15 protein-coding genes are annotated in these 17,433 nt (G+C 71.6%); 4 read left to right on the forward strand and 11 right to left on the reverse strand.

Features of this window, described 5'->3' with window-relative positions; translation table 11 throughout:
* Positions 1 to 84 precede the first annotated feature (84 nt).
* The 5 genes from OG448_RS07590 to OG448_RS07610 form a co-directional block, all read right to left on the reverse strand.
* Positions 85 to 1,563 carry a DUF4192 domain-containing protein gene (locus OG448_RS07590; protein WP_405552224.1) on the reverse strand — a complete coding sequence of 493 codons (1,479 nt, stop codon included), beginning with the start codon at positions 1,561 to 1,563 and terminating at the stop codon, positions 85 to 87.
* A 150-nt stretch (positions 1,564 to 1,713) separates the two neighbouring features.
* The gene (locus OG448_RS07595; protein ID WP_405552226.1) at positions 1,714 to 3,876 is read right to left on the reverse strand and encodes a RecQ family ATP-dependent DNA helicase; all 2,163 of its coding nucleotides are present in this window, start codon (positions 3,874 to 3,876) and stop codon (positions 1,714 to 1,716) included.
* Complete coding sequence (locus OG448_RS07600) at positions 3,873 to 5,192, reverse strand: MFS transporter (RefSeq protein ID WP_405552228.1); 1,320 nt, start codon at positions 5,190 to 5,192, stop codon at positions 3,873 to 3,875. Before OG448_RS07600 ends, OG448_RS07595 begins: the two co-directional genes overlap by 4 nt.
* 105 nt (positions 5,193 to 5,297) lie before the next feature.
* Positions 5,298 to 6,284: an NAD-dependent epimerase/dehydratase family protein gene (locus OG448_RS07605; protein ID WP_405552230.1), complete on the reverse strand. Its 987-nt coding sequence runs from the start codon at positions 6,282 to 6,284 to the stop codon at positions 5,298 to 5,300.
* A complete protein-coding gene (locus tag OG448_RS07610; protein WP_405552232.1) occupies positions 6,281 to 7,336 on the reverse strand; it encodes a ScbA/BarX family gamma-butyrolactone biosynthesis protein in 1,056 nt (351 codons plus the stop codon). The genes OG448_RS07605 and OG448_RS07610 overlap by 4 nt, the downstream gene beginning before the upstream one ends.
* Positions 7,337 to 7,457: 121 nt before the next feature.
* Between OG448_RS07610 and OG448_RS07615 the strand changes: the two genes are divergently transcribed.
* A complete protein-coding gene (locus OG448_RS07615) occupies positions 7,458 to 8,162 on the forward strand; it encodes a ScbR family autoregulator-binding transcription factor (protein ID WP_135786464.1) in 705 nt (234 codons plus the stop codon).
* 251 nt (positions 8,163 to 8,413) lie between these two features.
* Positions 8,414 to 9,034 (forward strand): hypothetical protein, encoded by a 621-nt coding sequence (locus OG448_RS07620; RefSeq protein ID WP_405552234.1) that lies wholly within the window; start codon positions 8,414 to 8,416, stop codon positions 9,032 to 9,034.
* Between the two features lie 145 nt (positions 9,035 to 9,179).
* Here OG448_RS07620 and OG448_RS07625 read toward each other — a convergent pair whose 3' ends face one another.
* The 5 genes from OG448_RS07625 to OG448_RS07645 form a co-directional block, all read right to left on the reverse strand.
* Entirely contained in the window at positions 9,180 to 9,812 is a 633-nt protein-coding gene (locus OG448_RS07625; RefSeq protein ID WP_405552236.1) for a hypothetical protein, read from the reverse strand.
* A gap of 69 nt (positions 9,813 to 9,881) precedes the next feature.
* Positions 9,882 to 10,583: a ribonuclease HII gene (locus OG448_RS07630; RefSeq protein ID WP_391300820.1), complete on the reverse strand. Its 702-nt coding sequence runs from the start codon at positions 10,581 to 10,583 to the stop codon at positions 9,882 to 9,884.
* 84 nt (positions 10,584 to 10,667) lie between these two features.
* Positions 10,668 to 11,579, reverse strand: a complete 912-nt coding sequence (locus tag OG448_RS07635) for an ADP-ribosylglycohydrolase family protein (RefSeq protein WP_405552237.1) — start codon at positions 11,577 to 11,579, stop codon at positions 10,668 to 10,670.
* Positions 11,580 to 11,591: 12 nt separating this feature from the next.
* Positions 11,592 to 12,251, reverse strand: a complete 660-nt coding sequence (locus OG448_RS07640) for a histidine phosphatase family protein (RefSeq protein WP_405552239.1) — start codon at positions 12,249 to 12,251, stop codon at positions 11,592 to 11,594.
* Between the two features lie 81 nt (positions 12,252 to 12,332).
* Positions 12,333 to 12,938 (reverse strand): YdbC family protein, encoded by a 606-nt coding sequence (locus tag OG448_RS07645; RefSeq protein WP_405552241.1) that lies wholly within the window; start codon positions 12,936 to 12,938, stop codon positions 12,333 to 12,335.
* A gap of 150 nt (positions 12,939 to 13,088) precedes the next feature.
* On the opposite strand from OG448_RS07645, the gene OG448_RS07650 reads away from it, so the two are divergent.
* Both OG448_RS07650 and OG448_RS07655 read left to right on the forward strand, forming a co-directional pair.
* Positions 13,089 to 13,622 carry a TerD family protein gene (locus OG448_RS07650; RefSeq protein ID WP_405552242.1) on the forward strand — a complete coding sequence of 178 codons (534 nt, stop codon included), beginning with the start codon at positions 13,089 to 13,091 and terminating at the stop codon, positions 13,620 to 13,622.
* A 70-nt stretch (positions 13,623 to 13,692) separates the two neighbouring features.
* Positions 13,693 to 14,349: a hypothetical protein gene (locus OG448_RS07655; RefSeq protein ID WP_405552244.1), complete on the forward strand. Its 657-nt coding sequence runs from the start codon at positions 13,693 to 13,695 to the stop codon at positions 14,347 to 14,349.
* A gap of 76 nt (positions 14,350 to 14,425) precedes the next feature.
* On the opposite strand, the gene OG448_RS07660 is transcribed toward OG448_RS07655, so the two are convergent.
* Positions 14,426 to 17,326, reverse strand: a complete 2,901-nt coding sequence (locus tag OG448_RS07660) for a vitamin B12-dependent ribonucleotide reductase (protein WP_405552245.1) — start codon at positions 17,324 to 17,326, stop codon at positions 14,426 to 14,428.
* Between the last annotated feature and the right edge of the window lie 107 nt (positions 17,327 to 17,433).

A 17,433-nucleotide genomic window follows, 5' to 3' on the forward strand; every position in this document is an offset into this window, starting at 1 on the left:
CCTGACGATAAACACTCCGTTCGCCGGGAGGATCGGTGAATCCGCTGGGACCGGATGGGTGGATCTGGCAGTTCGGGTGACCGCTCAGCCGTCCTCCCTGTTGCGACACGTCTTGCCGGCTCCGGAGGGGGCGGGGCGTGAGCGGGTCGGGCGCCGGTTGTCGGCTTGCGGCCGCTGGGCGCAGGGGCCCGTGTTACCGGGGGCGGTCCTGCCGGAGGGGGTGTCGCCAGGGCCGGTGGCGCGGGGGCGGCGCTTTCGGCGCGTGGTTGGCGTGGCCGGGTCCGCCTCCGTCGTGTCCTGTGCGGGGAGGGGCGCGCCCGGCGGGAGCTGGGAGCCGGTTTTCTGCTCCGGGATGTTCGGCCCCGTCGACGACGGCCCCTCCCCCGGCGTCCGCCCGTCCCGTTCCTGCCGGAGGCACCGGCGAATGGACTCCGGGTCCAGCCCCTCGTTGCACGCCCGGTGCAGGAGCTGGGCGAAGAGGTAGTGCGGGTCGGCGCCGAGGGCCATGGCCAGGGCCTCGCGGGCCTCCAGGTCGTCGCCGGTCGACCAGGCGACCCAGCCGGCCAGGGTCAGCGGAGCCGCCGCGTGCTCACGGTACGGGCCGACGCAGCGGCGGGCCAGTGCCCGCCAGAGCCGTAGGGCGGGTGCGCCTTCGTCGCCCTCCATCCAGGCGGCCGCCCGGTCGCGGGTGGTGCGGTCCTGGAGACCGAGGATGAGGGCGGCCGCCTCGTCGTGGCCGAGGAGCGCGTCGTCGCGGACGTCCGCCGGGTGGACGCCCGACACGGGCGCGGCCTCGGCGAACCGACGGATGATGCGTCCGGCCAGATCCAGCGTCTCCTCGGCCACCTCGGCGCGGCTCGCGTCGTCCAGGATGCGGGGCACCAGGGACATGCCGGCGGCGTCCAGCGCGACCTCCTGTTCCAGTGCGGCCGAAGTCTCCCAGGGCTGCATCCTCGCGCGCAGTTCCCGCAGTGAGCCCCGCACTTGGATGCCGGCGTAGGTGGCCGCGGCCGCCATGGCCGAGGTGCCCGGCATCCCCATCGGCGTGCCCTCGGGCGGGCAGCAGCTCTCCACCGGGCAGACGTAGGACCAGAAGCGGGTGTCCGAGACGCACAGCGCCTCGATCACCGGTACGTCGAGACCGCCGCACTCGGTGCGCAGCAACTGTGCGAGTGGGGCGAGCCGGAGCATCACGTCCCGCCCCGTCTCACCCGGCCGTGGCTCCTGGCAGACGTAGGCCACGATCCGCTCGGGCCGGGCACCGCGCCGTCGCGCGCCGATCACCAGCCCTCTGGCGATCTGCCGCGCCGCGGCCGGCCAGTCCTCGACGCCGGCCGGAATGCCCAGGCGGGCACGCCCGCCGAAGTTGCCCCGGTCGAGCAGGCTGACCAGCACCATGCTGTCCTCCGGGCGGTATCCCAGCAGGTAGGGCAGCGCGTCGGCCAGCTCGGCCGGGGTGCGCAGGGCGATCGGGGTGTCGGGCGTGAGCTGCCCGTCGTAGGACACTCCCGCCGCGATGTCACCGTTTTCGAAGGGTTCGGTCGTTTCGCTGTGATTCGTCATGCGCTGACGATCCCGCGAATCTCGAAATCCTGCTGGCCCTGTGGATAACGGCCCCTGTGGATAAGTCGAAGCAGGGGCACGACACCCAACTCGACCGATCCCCGCGTGCCCCACGCCCAACCCGACAGCATCCCAGCCCAACAGCCGACCTCACCCCGCCGCAGCCAGCACCAACGGCAGAACATCCCCCGCCCCCGCCCGCCGCAACAACCGCGCCGCGACCGCCAGACTCCACCCGGATTCGGTCCGGTCGTCCACGAGCAGCACCGGGCCAGGAGCACCGGCCAGAGCCGCCGCCAGCTCCCCCGGCACCGTGAACGCCGAGGCCAGCGCCTGGAGCCGCTGAGCGGAGTTGCTGCGATGCGCCTGATGCGCCCCGGCCTCCCCCGTGTACGCGAGCGCACCCAGATACGGCAGGCGTCCGATCTCGGCCACCCGCTCCGCGAGGGAAGCGACGAGCTGCGGCCGGCTCAGCGAGGGCATGGCGACGACCCCGACCGGACGGCCCATGGCATCCGGAGTGTTCGACGCCCACCCACCGGGCGAGCGCGCCCAGTCGGCGAGGACCTCCACCACGGCCTTCAGCACGTCCTCCGGGACCGGACCGTCGGGCGTCTGCTCGGCCAGCAGCGGCCGGAGCCGGTTGCCCCAGCCGATGTCCGAGAGCCGGCCCAGGGCGCGTCCGGTGGCGCACTGTTCCTTCGCCGGGATGCGGCCCTTGAGGTCGATGCCCAGCGCGGGCATCCCCGTGGGCCACATGCGGCGCGGCTCGATCTCCACGCCGGGCCGGTCCAGTTCACCGGCCGCGGCCGTCAGCGCCTCGGCGGAGACGGCCGTGTCGATCCAGGGTCCCGCGCAGTTGTCGCAGCGCCCGCACGGGGTGACCTCCACGTCGTCGAGCTGGCGGCGCAGGAACGCCATCCGGCACTCGTCCGTGCCGACGTAGTCCCGCATGGCCTGCTGCTCGGCGGCGCGCTGGCGGGCGACCCAGGCGTAGCGCTCGGCGTCGTAGACCCAGTCGGCGCCGGTGGCCGTCCAGCCGCCCTTCACCCGGTGGACGGCGCCGTCCACGTCCAGCACCTTGAGCATCAGCTCCAGCCGCGTGCGCCGCAGATCCACGAGCGACTCCAGCGCGGGCACCGACAGCGGGCGGCCCGCGTCGGCGAGGGCGGCCAGGGTCTGGCGGACCTGGGACTCGGGCGGGAAGGCGACCTCGGCGAAGTACCGCCAGATCGCCTCGTCCTCCTTGCCCGGCAGCAGCAGCACGTCGGCGTGCTCGACGCCTCGGCCCGCGCGGCCCACCTGCTGGTAGTAGGAGATCGGGGAGGACGGCGAGCCGAGGTGGACCACGAAGCCCAGGTCGGGCTTGTCGAAGCCCATGCCCAGCGCGGAGGTCGCCACCAGGGCCTTGACCCGGTTGTCCAGCAGGTCGGCCTCGGCCTGCTGGCGGTCGGCGTTCTCCGTGCGGCCGGTGTAGGAGGCGACGGCGAATCCGCGCGCGCGGAGGTAGGCGGTGACCTCCTCGGCGGCCGAGACGGTCAGCGTGTAGATGATCCCGGAGCCCGGCAGCTCGTTCAGGTGCTCCGCCAGCCACGCCAGCCGGTGCGCGGCGTCCGGCAGCCGGACCACGCCGAGCCGCAGGCTCTCCCGGTCCAGCCGCCCCCGCAGCACCAGCGCCTCGCCGGCGCCGGTGCCCAGTTGCTCGGCCACGTCCGCCGTGACGCGCGCGTTGGCCGTGGCGGTGGTGGCGAGCACGGGCACGCCGGGCGCCAGTTCCTGGAGCATGGTGCGCAGCCTGCGGTAGTCGGGGCGGAAGTCGTGACCCCAGTCGGAGATGCAGTGCGCCTCGTCCACGACCAGCAGGCCGGTGGTGGCCGCCAGCTTGGGCAGCATGCGGTCGCGGAAGTCGACGGAGTTGAGCCGTTCCGGGCTCACCAGCAGCACGTCGACCTCGCCGCGTTCCACCTCCTCGTGGATGGCGTCCCACTCCTCGGGGTTGGCCGAGTTGATGGTGCGGGCCTGGATGCCGGCCCGCGCGGCCGACTCGACCTGGTTGCGCATCAGCGCCAGCAGCGGCGAGACGATCACCGTGGGACCCGAGCCGCGACGGCGGAGCAGGGCGGTGGCCACGAAGTACACGGCCGACTTGCCCCAGCCGGTGCGCTGCACGACCAGGGCCCGCCGCCGGTCCACCACCAGGGCCTTGACCGCCTCCCACTGGTCCTCCCGCAGCCGCGCCGAACCCTCCGGCGCGCCGACCAGCTCGGCGAGGACGGCGTCGGCTTCGGTACGCAACTGCTCCAGGTCGTTCATGCCCCCATGCAACCGCACCCCACTGACATCCGGCCACTCGCCTTACGGACGGCTGCCCGTCGGCCGGGCCCGCTCCTCGTCGGGAGCCGGGCCGGGGCGTCCGCGCGTGCCCCGGCCAGGGCCACGAGGGCGGCGATCAGTGCGATCAGGCCGCCCGTCCACAGCCCCGAGCGGGCGCCGAGGGTATGGGTGGCGGCGCCGACGAAGAGGGCGCCGAGCGGCGTGCTGCCTTGCAGGATCACGGTGTAGAGAGCCATCACCCGGCCCCGGTGAACCGGGTCGCCGCCCAGTTGGATGCGGTGGTTCGCCGCCTGGACGAAGTACAGCGAGGCGAATCCGGTCGGCACCAGCAGCGCCAGCGCGACGGGCAGATTCGGCGCGCACCCCGTGATCAGTTCCAGCGCCCCGAAGGCGCATCCCCAGGCGGCCACCAGTCGCGCCGAGGGGCGGGTCCGGCGCAGGGTGCCGACCAGCGCGGCCAGCAGGGAGCCGCCGGCGAGCGCGGCGGTGAGGAAGCCGAAGGAGGCGGCCTCGGTGTGGAACACGACGCGGGCCATGAGCGGCAGCGTCAGAGGCAGGTTGAGGCCGAAGAGGGCGACCGCCGCGACCAGGCCGAGTGTCGTGAGCAGGTCTGGCCGCGTCCGCAGATGGGCCAGTCCCTCCATGACGCGCGCGGGCGTACCGGTGCGGGGCGCGCGGTGCAGCTCCGCCGGGCGCATGGCGCTCAGGCCGGCGACCGTGGCCGTGTAACTGATGGCGTTCAGCAGCATGACGGTCCCCGTGCCCGACCACTGGATGAGCAGCCCGGCCAGCGAAGGGCCCAGTACGCGCGCGATGTTGAAGTAGGCGCCGCTGAGCGCGGAGGCGTTGGGGAGCAGTTCGGGGCCGACGAGTTCGGTGATGAAGGACAGCCGGGCCGGTACCTCCACGGCGTTCGCCACCCCAAGGGCGGCTGCCGCGACGTAGACGTGCCACAGCCGGGCGGCGTCGGCGGTGACCAGGAGGCCGAGGGCGAGGGCGAACACGCCGGAGGCGATGTTGGCGCCGGTCAGGAGGGCGCGTTTGTCGTACCGGTCGGCGAGCCGGCCGCCGTAGAGGGTCAGCAGCAGGACCGGGGTGAACTGGAGGGCGGTGACGGTGGCGAGGGCCCCGCCGGAGTCGCCGGTCAGCTCCAGTACGAGCCAGTCCTGGGCGACGGCCATCATCCAGGTACCGGTGGCGGAGGCGATCTGGCCCACCGCGAAGAGCCGGAAATTGCGCACCTTGAGGGAGCGCAGGCTCGTGGCGAGCAGGTGGCGGCCGGTTCCTCGCGTCATGATCCGGTCCTACCAGGGGCGCCCGGATGTGGGCCGAGCCGCGCCGCGCGCGACCCAGATCCCGGCTACGCGCATGTGGCCGGGATCTGAGAACGCCGCCTTAAGTCACCGCGTCCTCTCAAACCCCGCCGTCGCCGGTCGACGCCCGGCTTCCAGCGGCGGCAGCCCCGCCTGGCCGCGGTACCAGTCGGCGTACTCCGGGAAGCGCGCGGCGAATCCGGCGCCCGGTTCGACACCGCACTCGCGCCAGAGCGACTCGTCGGTGAACCAGTGGTCGACGGCGAGCATGCCGAGGTGGTGGCGGGCGGCGGGGTGGTCGAGCACCCGCTGCCGCGCGGTCTCGGCCGAGAGGCGCGGGGCATCCTCGGCGAAGAGCCCGAAGGTCTCGGCCACGGTGGACAGCAGCAGCTCCCCCGGCACGGGATCGGGGTGGGTGACGTAGTGGACGCGTCCCCCACCGTCCGCGGGGCCCGTCGTGGCCGCCGCGAAGGCGACCCGGCCCAGGGTGTCGGCGTCGATCATCGACTGGAGTCCGGCCCAGCCGTCCGGGAGGCCTCCCAGGGCGCGCAGCAGGGCCAGGATGCCCGGGATCACCCAACGGTCGCCCCTGCCGTGGACGAGGTGGGGGCGCAGAACTGTTCCGCCCGCCGCGAGCACGTGTTGCTCGGCGGCTGCGCGGGAGCGGCTGGTGTCGGAGGCGGGGGCGACGGGCACCTCACCGGGCCGGGCGTCGCGGAAGGGGCCGCGTCCGTGTACGGCGGCCGTGCTGAGGTACACGAACCGCGTGACCCCGGCCCGGCGCACCTCGTCCGCCAGGGCGTGGGTGGCGAGATCGTTGACGCTGCGGAGCAGCTCCGCGTCGCCGCCGATCAGCCCGGCGCAGTGCACGACGGCGTCCACGTCCGCGCAGGCACCGCGCAGCGAGGCCGGGTCGGTGAGGTCGCCGTGCACGTACTCCACGTCCGGGTCGGGCGTTGCCGGCGCAGTGCGGACGAGCAGCCGGAGCCGTACGTCCTCGGCGGCGCGGGCGGCCCTCAGCACGTGTCCGCCGATGAAACCGCTCGATCCGGTCAGGAGCACGCGCCGGGTCATCGGGCCACCTCCGGAGTGTCGCCAAGGGTGGCCGTGAAGACGGCCTCGTCGCCCTGGACGCCCTCGACGTGGACCGAGACATCACCCTCGGGCGAGGTTTCGCGCCGGGCGCGGACAAGACACGGCTCGTTGAGTTCGGCGTACCGGTGGAAGGCGATTTCCAGCGATGCGGGGAGGAAGTGGCCGTCGGGAGCCAGCGCGACGGCGGCCTGCCGGGCGGCCTCCAGCAGCACCATGCCGGGGACGTGGTCGTTGGCCCGTGCGAAGAGCGTGGGATGGGCGGTGTCCAGCCGCAGTTGCCAGTCCGCCCCCTCCTCGGTCGGCGCGAGCACGACGTCCCTGGAGTCACGCCGCCCGACCCGCTCGGGCGGTACGCCGTCCAGCAGCGGTACGGGGGCACCCGTGGCGGCCAGCTTGTCGCCGCGCAGCCTGCGGTAGGCCCGCGCCGAGGTGCAGCTCAGGCTGCCCGTGCTCGTGGCCAGCAGGCGCCCGCCTCGCTGGAAGGTGAGCCGCACCCTCATCCCGGCCAGGCTCCTGGCCCGCATCTGGACCTCGGAGCACTCCACGACGACGTCGATGCGGCCCGAGGCGTCCGAGAGGCCGAAGTCGGCCGTGGCGAGGGCGAATTCCATGTCCCACATGACGAAGTGGTGGTCGGCCGGGACGCCGTACTCGGCGTGGGCCAGCATCATCGCGGTCTGCCGCATGGTCTCCGCGACCAGCAGGGGGTCCTGGACGCCGCCGGGGAGTGGGGCGAAGAAGCGGTGGGCGGCGGGCCAGTCGGCGGTGACCAGGTAGCGGTGTTCGGCCAGCCGGGTCCATTCCACGGGGAAGGCGTCGTCGGCGTCCGGCCGGTGCACGAGTTCGCCGGTGGCCCGGCCGCCGCGTGCGGGAGGTTGACCGGTGTCGCCGGAGTCGGGTACAAGAACCAGCGGGTCGGTCTGGTCTTCGGGCGGTGCGGCGGGGTCCGGTGCCTGCGTCATGACCGTCCGTACGGCCGATGAGGTGCCGATGCCGACGCGATCGGCTATGAAGCTAATGCCTTCAGACATGGATTGCCCTTTGAGTCCGGTGTGATCAAGGCTCGTTCCCCCTCGACAAAATACTGACAGTCCGGTTCTCTTCGTGTGCGAACCTGACCAAGCTCTGACATAGAAACAGGGGCGACAGCCCATGGCACGCCAAGCACGCGCGATCCAGACCCGTAAGACGATCCTGCTGGCAGCGGCCGCCGTCTTCGACGAACGCGGTTACAGCGCCGCCACGATCACCGAGATCCTCGCGCGCGCCGGGGTCACGAAGGGTGGCCTGTACTTCCACTTCGCCTCGAAGGAGGAGCTGGCCCTCGGGGTGATCGCGGCCCAGCTCGAAGTGGGCCCGCTGCCCCCGCAGCGCACCAAGGTGCAGGAACTGATCGACCAGGGACTGCTGTTCGCGCACCAGCTACGGCACGACCCGTTGACGCGGGCCAGCGTGGGCCTGGCGATGGACCAGTGGGGAGAGGGGCCGGAGCGGAGCAACCCGTTCCACGGCACGCCGTTCCAGTCCTGGGCGAACCGGCTGACCCAGTTGCTCGTGGAGGCGCGCGAGCGCGGCGAGCTGCTGCCGCACGTCGACCCGGCGGAGACCGCCGACCTGCTCGCCGGCTCCTTCACCGGCATCCAGTGGATGTCGCAGATCCTGTGCGAGCGCGCCGACCTCAGCGAGCGGGTGACGGTCCTGCTGAGACACCTCCTGCCCAGCATCACCCTCCCCCAGCTCATGCCCACCCTGGACCTCGCCCCCGACCGCGCCGAACGCCTGCTGGCCCAGCGGCCCGTGGAGGCGGAGGAGGGTGAGGACGACGAGGGCGAGCCCTCTGCTCGCATCAGTGCCTGAAAGGGTCATCCGCGGACCCGGTGCCGCCCCAGGCGTCGTCAACGGTCTCTGCGGGTAGGGATATAAGCCCCGGACCATCAGATAAGCGTCGGCGGCCTCAATTGCTCGTTGCCGCAATCAAGTTCGACAGGAAGAATTGAGGTCCGCTCCCCGCACGGCTCGCCCGTGTTCCGGCTGGGCTTCACTGCGGTGCGCGCTCCCCCGAATTCCGACCTCGCCCGCAGTGTGGGCGCGTAGCCGAAGGGAGGAACGTGACCTTCGGATTCGCCTCGTCCTCGGCGGCCTCGTTGTCGACGTCCGCGTCCGCCGCTTCCGTCAGCCGCCTGCTCGAACCCGCGGAGTGGGCCGCCGCCGGAATCCCCCTGCTGCGCAACCCGCGCGAGGTCGTCAGCGGCCTGCACGTCCGCCACCGCCCCAAGCCGTCCACCGCGATCGTGGCCGTCCTCGATCCGGACGAACGGCTGCTGGCGAGCGCCTCGTTCACCCGGCGCTCCGCCCCGGCGGACGGCTGGATGTTCCGCAACGCGCTGCTGGACCAGTTGCGCCGGGTCATCCCGCACGACCTGCGCCGCCGGACCCCGGTGCGCACCGCCGTGCTGCTGTACTGCCGCGAGGGCGACGCGCGCTGGACGGAGGAGGACGGCGCCTGGATGTGGGGACTGCGCGACGCCTGCACGCTGCACGGGCTGCGCTGCGGCGCGTACATCACGCTGACGCACGACGGCTGGCAGGTGCTCGGCGAGGGACGCGGCGGACGTCATCCCAACGCGCACTCCACGCCGGAGTCCTTCGCCCTGTCCGAGTCGCCGCCGCTGATGCCGCGCACCGGTGGGCCGGTCTCCGAGGTCATGCGCCGGGCCGCGGCCCGCTGAGCGAATTCGGCCCCGGCGCCGGACACTTCGGCGCCACACCCCGGGAAAACCGCTGCGGCGCCGTGCGGGCCGAGCAGCCGCCCGCTGCCTCGTCACGGCAGAGTGGCTGTCCGGCGCGCGCGGCGCCGTCGGTCGTGCGGTGGGGTCAGACCCCGGCGCCCAGCACCGCGTTGATCTGCTGCGGGTCACCGCAGACGATCAGCAGGGCTCCGGCACGCGTGTGGGCGACCGGCAGGGCGGTGGCGGCAGCGGCGGCGTCGCCCCCGTTGACGGCGACGATGACCACGGGCCGGGAGGCGGCACGGGCGGCCACGGCGCCGTCGGCGTAGAAGACGTCGTCACCGGCGTCGTGCTGCGCCCAGTAGGACGCCTCACCGAAGGACAGCTCGTGCTCGGCCCACGGGTGCCGGGCACCCGTGGTGAGCACCAGCACCTCGCCGGGGGCGCGGCCGGAGTCGAGCAGCAGGTCCAGCGCCTCCTCGGCGGCGTCGAGCGCGCCCTCGGCCGAGGCCGGGATCAACTGGATCTGGGGACCGGCCGCGGGAGCGACGGGAACGGCCGGGCCCGACGGGCTCGGCTCGGCCGGGGCCACGTCACGCGGCGCGCGCTGCGCCGGCGGCGCGGGCCGCGGGGGGCCGGGACGACCGGGGCGGGCCGGAGCCGCGGGGCGGGGGCCGGGTACGGGACGAGGGGTCGGTGCGACGCGGCTGCTGGCCGGAGTCGCAACGGGACCCTGGGCACTCTCGTGAATCTGAGGCTCCTCGGGAAGGAGAGGCATGAGCTGATTTTTATCAAACGTTGGTACGACGCCGATGGCCGGGTGGCGCATCGGCGGCGGGCGGAAGCGTCAGAAATCGAAGCCGAGCTGGCCCTCGATCACCGGAACGCCACCGTCCACGAGGCTGCGGACCTTCTTGAGGTGCCGCCACCGGGGCAGCGCATCAAGATACGCCCACGACAGACGGTGGTACGGGGTGGGGCCCCGCTCCTCCAGTGCGGCCTTGTGCACCGGCGACGGATACCCGGCGTTGTCCGCGAATCCGAAGTCTGCATGGCCGGCACCGAGTTCGGCCATCATTTTGTCGCGGTACACCTTGGCGATCACCGAGGCCGCCGCGACGGCCACGCAGGACTGGTCGCCCTTGATCACCGTGCGCACCTGCCAGGGAGCTCCGAGGTAGTCGTGCTTGCCGTCGAGGATGACGGCCTCGGGCCGGACCGGCAGGGCTTCCAGGGCGCGGACGGCGGCCAGCCGCAGGGCGGCGGTCATGCCCAGGTCGTCGATCTCCTCCGGGGAGGCGTGACCCAGGGCGAAGGCCGTCACCCACGACCGCAGTATCCCGTCCAGCTCAGCACGGCGCTTGACCGTCAGGAGCTTGGAGTCGGTGAGCCCTTCGGGCGGGCGGCGCAGTCCGGTGATCGCCGCGCAGACGGTGACGGGTCCGGCCCAGGCACCCCGCCCCACTTCGTCGACGCCGGCGATGACCTTCGCCCCGGTCGTGGCGCGAAGGGAGCGCTCGACGGTATGAGTGGGTGGTTCGTACGGCATGGCGTGCTCAGACTACGCCGCCCCACTGCCGCCCCGACACCCCGGCCCCTCCTAGCCGGAAACATCACAGCGGCGACCCACGCGTCACACGCGACCCGGTACCCACTCCGGCAGCGACTCGGTCCGCTCCAGCCACTCCGCGGGCGGTGCTCCCGCGTCGCCGGAGGCCAGGACGCCGCCGACGATCGCGCACGTCGTGTCCACGTCGCCGCCGACCTGCGCGGTCGTCCAGAAGGCGTGCTCGAAGTCGCCGAGGGCCCGTGCGGCCGACCACAGGGCGAACGGGACGGTGTCGTGCGCGCTCGTCCGGCGCCCGCAGCCGAGGACGGCCGCCACGGTGGCCGCGTCCCCGTAGTCGAGCATGTCCCGCGCACGGCGCAGTCCGGCACCCACGGCGCTCCGGGGCACCAGGGCGATCACGCCGTCCAACAGGGCCTCGGGAGCCGGCGGGCCGCCCGGAGCGGCCGCCAGCGCGGCGGCGGCGGCCACGGCCATGGCGCCGGCCACCGCTTCCCGGTGCTGGTGGGTGATGTAGGCGGAGATCTCGGCCTGGTGGGTCGCCTGCTCGGGGTCGTCGGCGTACCAGGCGCCCAGGGGCGCGATGCGCATCGCGGCGCCGTTGCCCCAGGAGCCCCGGCCGTCGAAGAGCTGGGCGGCGAGTTCACGCCAGTCGGCGCCCTCGCGGACGAGCCGGAGCAGCCGGTTCACGGCGGGACCGTAGCCCCGGTCGAAGTCGTGGTGGTCGGCGAAGGACCGGGCCAGTTCGTCCTGGTGGACCATCTGGTGCGCGGCGAGAACCGAGACGACGGAGCAGGCCATCTCCGTGTCGTCGGTCCACTGCCAGGGCCCGGCGGGCAGCTCGCGCCGCTTGAGCAGCGGGTGGTTCACCGGAACGAAGAACTGGGAGCCGAGCGCGTCGCCCACCGCGAGGCCGCGCAGGCTGGCCAGGGCGCGCTCCAGGCGCCCGGAGGGGAGGGAGAAGGGTTCAGGGATCATCTTCCCGCCACCCTATCCGTCGATCCAGTGCGGGACCGGGTCCCGCCACCGCTCGAAGGGCTTGTCCAGGGCGTACTTGCCGTCCTCCCCGAGAACGAGCATGCGCACCTCCGCGTTCCCCGGATTCGACAGGGACTCGAAGTCGGCCACCGTCCAGTGGAACCACCGCATGCAGAACAGCCGCATCGCCAGGCCGTGCGTCACCAGGAGGACGTTCGGCGGGTGGTCGGGCTCCTCGAAGCTGCGGAACAGGCTCTCCAGGAAGCCACCGACGCGGTCGTACACATCGGCGCCGGACTCGCCCTGGGGGAAGCGGAAGAAGAAGTGCCCGTACGCGTCCCGGTACGCCTTCTGGAGCCGTACGTCCTCGCGTTCCTGCCAGTTGCCCCAGTCCTGCTCGCGCAGCCGGGGCTCCTCGCGCACGCGTATGAGGTCCGGGTCGAGCCGGAAGGTGTCCAGGGTCTCGTGGGTGCGGCGGTACGGGGAGACGTATACGCTCACGCGTTCCTCGCCGAAGATCTCCCGCAGGTGCTTGCCGGTCTCCTCCGCCTGCTCCCGGCCGCGGTCGGTGAGCGCGAGGGCGTGGTCGGGCTCGCGCTCGTACACGGAGTCATCGACGTTGCCCACTGACTCTCCGTGCCGGACAAGGACGATGCGCCGTGGTCGTGCCATGTCGGAAACCCTACGGGGAGCGGAGGGGGGTCGGGCACTCGTACGGCCCTCATACAGCGTAGGTCACACCGCTCGCCCGGCTCAGACCGTCCAGGAAGGCTCCAGTTCCACGATGTCGCCGGTGAGGGAGGCGATGTCGGCCTCGGTCTGGGCGCGCAGGGCCAGCCGCTCCACGCGTTCGGTGCGGTACTTTCCGTGTTCGGCCGCCGAGCGCCACATCGAGAGCACCAGGAAGTCGTGTTCGACCGCCTCACCGAACATGCCCCGGATCATGCCGGGCGAGCCGGCCATCGCCGGATTCCAGACCTTCTCCTGCATCAGCGTGAAGTGCTCGACACGTTCCTCGTGGACCCGGCACAGGGCGACCCGGACCAGATCGGCGTCCGTGAACCGGGGTTCGAAGCCGGTCTTCACGTCGAAGCGGTACTCGAACAGCTTGACCTGGGAGTCCTTGAACGTGCCGGACTGGGACGCGGCCAGCCGGTCGTGCGAGCGAGCCATGAAGGAGTCGTAGAAGGCGCGGCTCTCCCAGAAGGCGAAGATGTGCGCCACTCCCGGCCGGTGCCGGCTCCAGCCTCCACCCTGTCCCCGAAACCCCGGCTCCCCCAGAAGCCCCGCCCATTTCCGCTGCCCGCGCTCGAACCCGCGACGGTCCACCACGGTGCAGCGAATCCACTTGACCAGCACCGCGCCATCGTAAGGCCACCGGGCGTGGCGTCGGTCACGCTCTGGCGGAGTTCGCCCGCGCACCGGTGCTGTATGCGTGACACGATGGGCAAGAAGTCCCAGCGACAAGGGAGTTGGGATGATGGTGCTTCAGGGGGAAGGGGAGGTCCGGTGACCGGGGTCAGCAAGGGAATCCGCGAGGTCGAGGTCGCACTCAAGTGGGACCCCAGTCCGGCGGGGCGTCCGCCCTCCGATCTGGACATCGTGGCCGCGACGTTCACGGCGGCGGACGCGTACGGGGAACCGGCCTATCTGGTGCACTTCGACAGCCGCTCCCCGGACGGCACGATCTTCCTCAACCGGGACAGCCCCGACGGCAAGGGGTTCGGCTGGGACGAGGTCATGAAGCTCGAACTCGGCCGCCTGGACGCCCGCTACGCGCGCGTGGTGGTCGGCGTGGTCATCCAGCAGAGCCAGACCCGCACCACGTTCGCCTCCGTCCTGAACCCGGCGGTCCGCGTCGCAGAGGGCTACACGACCCTCTTCGAGGCCGACTTCACCAGCGCTCAGGACGCCACGGCAGCCGTCGTCGCCGAGTTCACCCGCGACGCCTCCGGCGAATGGACCTTCCACCCGGGCGTCCACGGCTTCGACGAGGACCCGGCGACCTTTACCCGCGTCATGGGAACCAAACGTCGTACGTGAGCACTCCGCCGCCCCGGCCGGTGTGTGCGCGGCCGGGGCGTTGTCAGTGGTGGGCTGTTGAATGACCGTCATGACCGTGCACGACCTGCTGCCCCTGCTGCCCGACCCCGCCGCGCTGGCGGCCCGTTGCCGCGCCTTCGCGGTGCTGGACACCGTCCTCGACCCGGCGGCGCCCCTGCACACGTACCGGTCCGGCTGGCGGGAGGGGGTCGACCTGGCCTGGATGGAGAACGGCTCCGGGGACCAGTGGGGCATCGTGTTCGACCCGGCCGGCGTCTTTCTCCACGGCTTCGACCACGAATGCGACGCCACACCCTGGCGGGAGGAGCCACGGGCCCACTGGCCCGGCCTGCTCGACGGTCTCCCCGCTTCGCTCGCCCCCTACGCGACCGCCCCGGAGTTCCAGTTCCAAGGCTTCTTCGACGCCACGGTCTGCGCCTGGCGCGAGACGAAAGCGGACGCCTGGCAGTGCGGCCCGGTCTGGTTCGCACCCGACGAATCGGACGGCTCCGACTGGCTCTTCGGCCTCCTGGCCGACGGCAGCGCGGAGGCGTACGCCGAGTTCGCCAGGGACTACTGGGAACGCCCGGTCGACATCGATGCCGTCCGCACCGTCCTGGCCGGAGCCGCCCTGACCCCCGGCATCACCACGGCCCTGTCCCCCACCGCGGACTTCGCGACCATGGCCAAGGCCGTCCGCGCCCTGGGCCACCCCGTGCGCCCCTGACGCCCGACCGTGAAAGGGGCGCCGGCCAACCGGCCGACGCCCCTTCACTCAGCCCGTCACGGGCTCAGCCGTTGATTCAGCTACAACCGCTGGTCGAGCCGCAGCCCTCGCAGATGTAGCAGGAGCCGGCGCGCTGCATCTTGGTGCCGCAGGAGAAGCAGAGCGGGGCGTCGGCCTGGATGCCGAGCTGCATCTCGACCAGCTCGGCGCTGGTGTGAGCCTGCTTGGGGGCCGGCTTGGCGGCCTCCGCCTCGGCGCTCGGCGTGGCGACGGCCGTCAGCTCGGTGTGACGCGGGGCGGACTGGGCCAGACCCTCGACGTCGACCTCGTCCTCCTCGATGGAGGGCTCGTACGAACCGGTGTCCAGGTGACGCTGACGCTCCTCGGCGGAGTGGATGCCGAGCGCGGAGCGGGTCTCGAAGGGCAGGAAGTCCAGCGCCAGGCGGCGGAAGATGTAGTCGACGATCGACTGCGCCATCCGCACGTCCGGGTCGTCGGTCATACCGGCCGGCTCGAAGCGCATGTTGGTGAACTTCGAGACGTAGGTCTCCAGCGGCACGCCGTACTGGAGGCCCACCGACACGGCGATGGAGAAGGCGTCCATCATGCCGGCGAGGGTCGAGCCCTGCTTGGACATCTTCAGGAAGACCTCGCCGAGACCGTCGTCCGGGTAGGAGTTGGCGGTCATGTAGCCCTCGGCGCCGCCGACCGTGAAGGACGTGGTGATGCCGGGACGGCCCTTGGGCAGGCGCTTGCGGACCGGGCGGTACTCGACGACCTTCTCCACGGCCTCGCGGATGGTCGCCTCGGCCTTCTCGGTGACCTCGGCCTTCTCCTGCTCCTTCTTCTTGGCGGAGAGCGGCTGGCCGACCTTGCAGTTGTCGCGGTAGATGGCGAGCGCCTTGACGCCCAGCTTCCACGCCTCGAAGTAGATCTCCTCGACCTCCTCGACGGTCGCCGTCTCCGGCATGTTGACCGTCTTGGAGATGGCACCGGAGATCCAGGGCTGGATCGCGGCCATCATGCGGACGTGGCCCATCGGGGAGATGGCGCGCTCGCCCATGGCGCAGTCGAACACCTCGTAGTGCTCGGGCTTGAGACCGGGGGCGTCGATCACATTGCCGTTCTCGGCGATGTGGGCGACGACCGCCTCGATCTGCTCCTCCTGGTAGCCCAGGCGGCGCAGGGCCTGCGGCACGGTGCCGTTGACGATCTGCATCGAGCCGCCGCCGACGAGCTTCTTGAACTTCACCAGCGCGAGGTCCGGCTCGACACCGGTGGTGTCGCAGGACATCGCCAGACCGATGGTGCCGGTCGGGGCGAGCACGGACGCCTGCGAGTTACGGAAACCGTTCTTCTCGCCCAGGCGGACCACGTCCTGCCACGCCTCGGTGGCGGCGGCCCACACCGGGTTGTCCAGGTCGTCCATGTGGACGGCCACGGCGTTGGCGTCGGCGTGCTGCTTCATGACGCGCTTGTGGGCGTCGGCGTTGCGGGCGTAGCCGTCGTACGGGCCGACGACCGCCGCCAGTTCGGCGGAGCGGCGGTAGGCCGTGCCGGTCATCAGGGAGGTGATGGCACCGGCGAGGGCGCGGCCGCCGTCGGAGTCGTACGCGTGGCCGGTCGCCATCAGCAGGGCGCCGAGGTTGGCGTAGCCGATGCCGAGCTGGCGGAAGGCGCGGGTGTTCTCGCCGATCTTCTGGGTCGGGAAGTCCGCGAAGCAGATCGAGATGTCCATCGCGGTGATGACCAGCTCGACGACCTTCTGGAAGCGCTCGGTCTCGAAGGACTGGTTGCCCTTGCCGTCGTCCTTCAGGAACTTCATCAGGTTCAGCGAGGCGAGGTTGCAGGACGTGTTGTCCAGGTGCATGTACTCGCTGCACGGGTTCGACGCGGTGATCCGGCCGGACTCGGGGCAGGTGTGCCAGTTGTTGATCATGTCGTCGTACTGGATGCCCGGGTCGGCACAGGCCCAGGCCGCCTCGGCGATCTTGCGGAAGAGCGCCTTGGCGTCGACCTCCTCGATGACCTCACCGGTCATCCGGGCACGCAGGCCGAAGTCGGTGCCCTTCTCGACCGCGCGCATGAACTCGTCGTTCACGCGGACCGAGTTGTTGGCGTTCTGGTACTGGACGGACGTGATGTCGTCGCCGCCCAGGTCCATGTCGAAGCCCGCGTCGCGCAGGACGCGGATCTTCTCCTCCTCGCTGACCTTCGTCTGGATGAAGTCCTCGATGTCGGGGTGGTCGACGTCGAGGACGACCATCTTGGCCGCGCGGCGGGTGGCGCCACCGGACTTGATGGTTCCGGCGGAGGCGTCGGCGCCCCGCATGAAGGAGACGGGACCGGAGGCGTTGCCGCCGGAGGACAGCAGCTCCTTGGAGGAGCGGATGCGGGACAGGTTCAGACCGGCGCCCGAACCGCCCTTGAAGATCATGCCCTCTTCCTTGTACCAGTCGAGGATCGACTCCATGGAGTCGTCGACGGACAGGATGAAGCAGGCGGAGACCTGCTGGGGCTGCGGCGTGCCGACGTTGAACCAGACCGGGCTGTTGAAGCTGAAGATCTGGTGCAGCAGGGCGTAGGCCAGCTCGTGCTCGAAGATCTCGGCATCGGCGGGCGAGGCGAAGTAGGAGTTGTCCTCGCCGGCCTTGCGGTACGTCTTCACGATGCGGTCGATGAGCTGCTTGAGCCCGGTCTCGCGCTGCGGGGTGCCCACGGCGCCCCGGAAGTACTTGCTGGTGACGATGTTGACCGCGTTCACCGACCAGAAGTCGGGGAACTCGACGCCACGCTGCTCGAAGTTGATCGAGCCGTCGCGCCAGTTGGTCATGACGACGTCACGGGGCTCCCACGCCACCTCGTCGTACGGGTGCACGCCGGGGGTGGTGTGGATGCGCTCGATGCGCAGCCCCTTGCCGGCCTTGGTGCCCTTGGTACGGGAACCTCGTGCCGGACCGCTCGCCGTCTCTGTCATGCCGCCTCCCATGTACGGGCGAAAACGCCCTGAAATGCCCCGATGTTCCCAGGGCACGTGTTCTGTCTGGTGTCGCGGGCACCCTCAGCTACGACCCGCGACAGGTC

The sequence above is a fragment of the Streptomyces sp. NBC_01171 genome, assembly GCF_045039805.1.
In the GTDB taxonomy this organism is placed as follows: domain Bacteria; phylum Actinomycetota; class Actinomycetes; order Streptomycetales; family Streptomycetaceae; genus Streptomyces.

Bases quoted from the DNA above. Each gene is read 5' to 3' on its own strand.
- OG448_RS07590 (WP_405552224.1), bottom strand. From the start codon at position 1,563: ATGACGAATCACAGCGAAACGACCGAACCCTTCGAAAACGGTGACATC.
- OG448_RS07595 (WP_405552226.1), bottom strand. From the start codon at position 3,876: ATGAACGACCTGGAGCAGTTGCGTACCGAAGCCGACGCCGTCCTCGCC.
- OG448_RS07600 (WP_405552228.1), bottom strand. From the start codon at position 5,192: ATGACGCGAGGAACCGGCCGCCACCTGCTCGCCACGAGCCTGCGCTCC.
- OG448_RS07605 (WP_405552230.1), bottom strand. From the start codon at position 6,284: ATGACCCGGCGCGTGCTCCTGACCGGATCGAGCGGTTTCATCGGCGGA.
- OG448_RS07610 (WP_405552232.1), bottom strand. From the start codon at position 7,336: ATGTCTGAAGGCATTAGCTTCATAGCCGATCGCGTCGGCATCGGCACC.
- OG448_RS07615 (WP_135786464.1), top strand. From the start codon at position 7,458: ATGGCACGCCAAGCACGCGCGATCCAGACCCGTAAGACGATCCTGCTG.
- OG448_RS07625 (WP_405552236.1), bottom strand. From the start codon at position 9,812: ATGCCTCTCCTTCCCGAGGAGCCTCAGATTCACGAGAGTGCCCAGGGT.
- OG448_RS07630 (WP_391300820.1), bottom strand. From the start codon at position 10,583: ATGCCGTACGAACCACCCACTCATACCGTCGAGCGCTCCCTTCGCGCC.
- OG448_RS07635 (WP_405552237.1), bottom strand. From the start codon at position 11,579: ATGATCCCTGAACCCTTCTCCCTCCCCTCCGGGCGCCTGGAGCGCGCC.
- OG448_RS07640 (WP_405552239.1), bottom strand. From the start codon at position 12,251: ATGGCACGACCACGGCGCATCGTCCTTGTCCGGCACGGAGAGTCAGTG.
- OG448_RS07655 (WP_405552244.1), top strand. From the start codon at position 13,693: ATGACCGTGCACGACCTGCTGCCCCTGCTGCCCGACCCCGCCGCGCTG.
- OG448_RS07660 (WP_405552245.1), bottom strand. From the start codon at position 17,326: ATGACAGAGACGGCGAGCGGTCCGGCACGAGGTTCCCGTACCAAGGGC.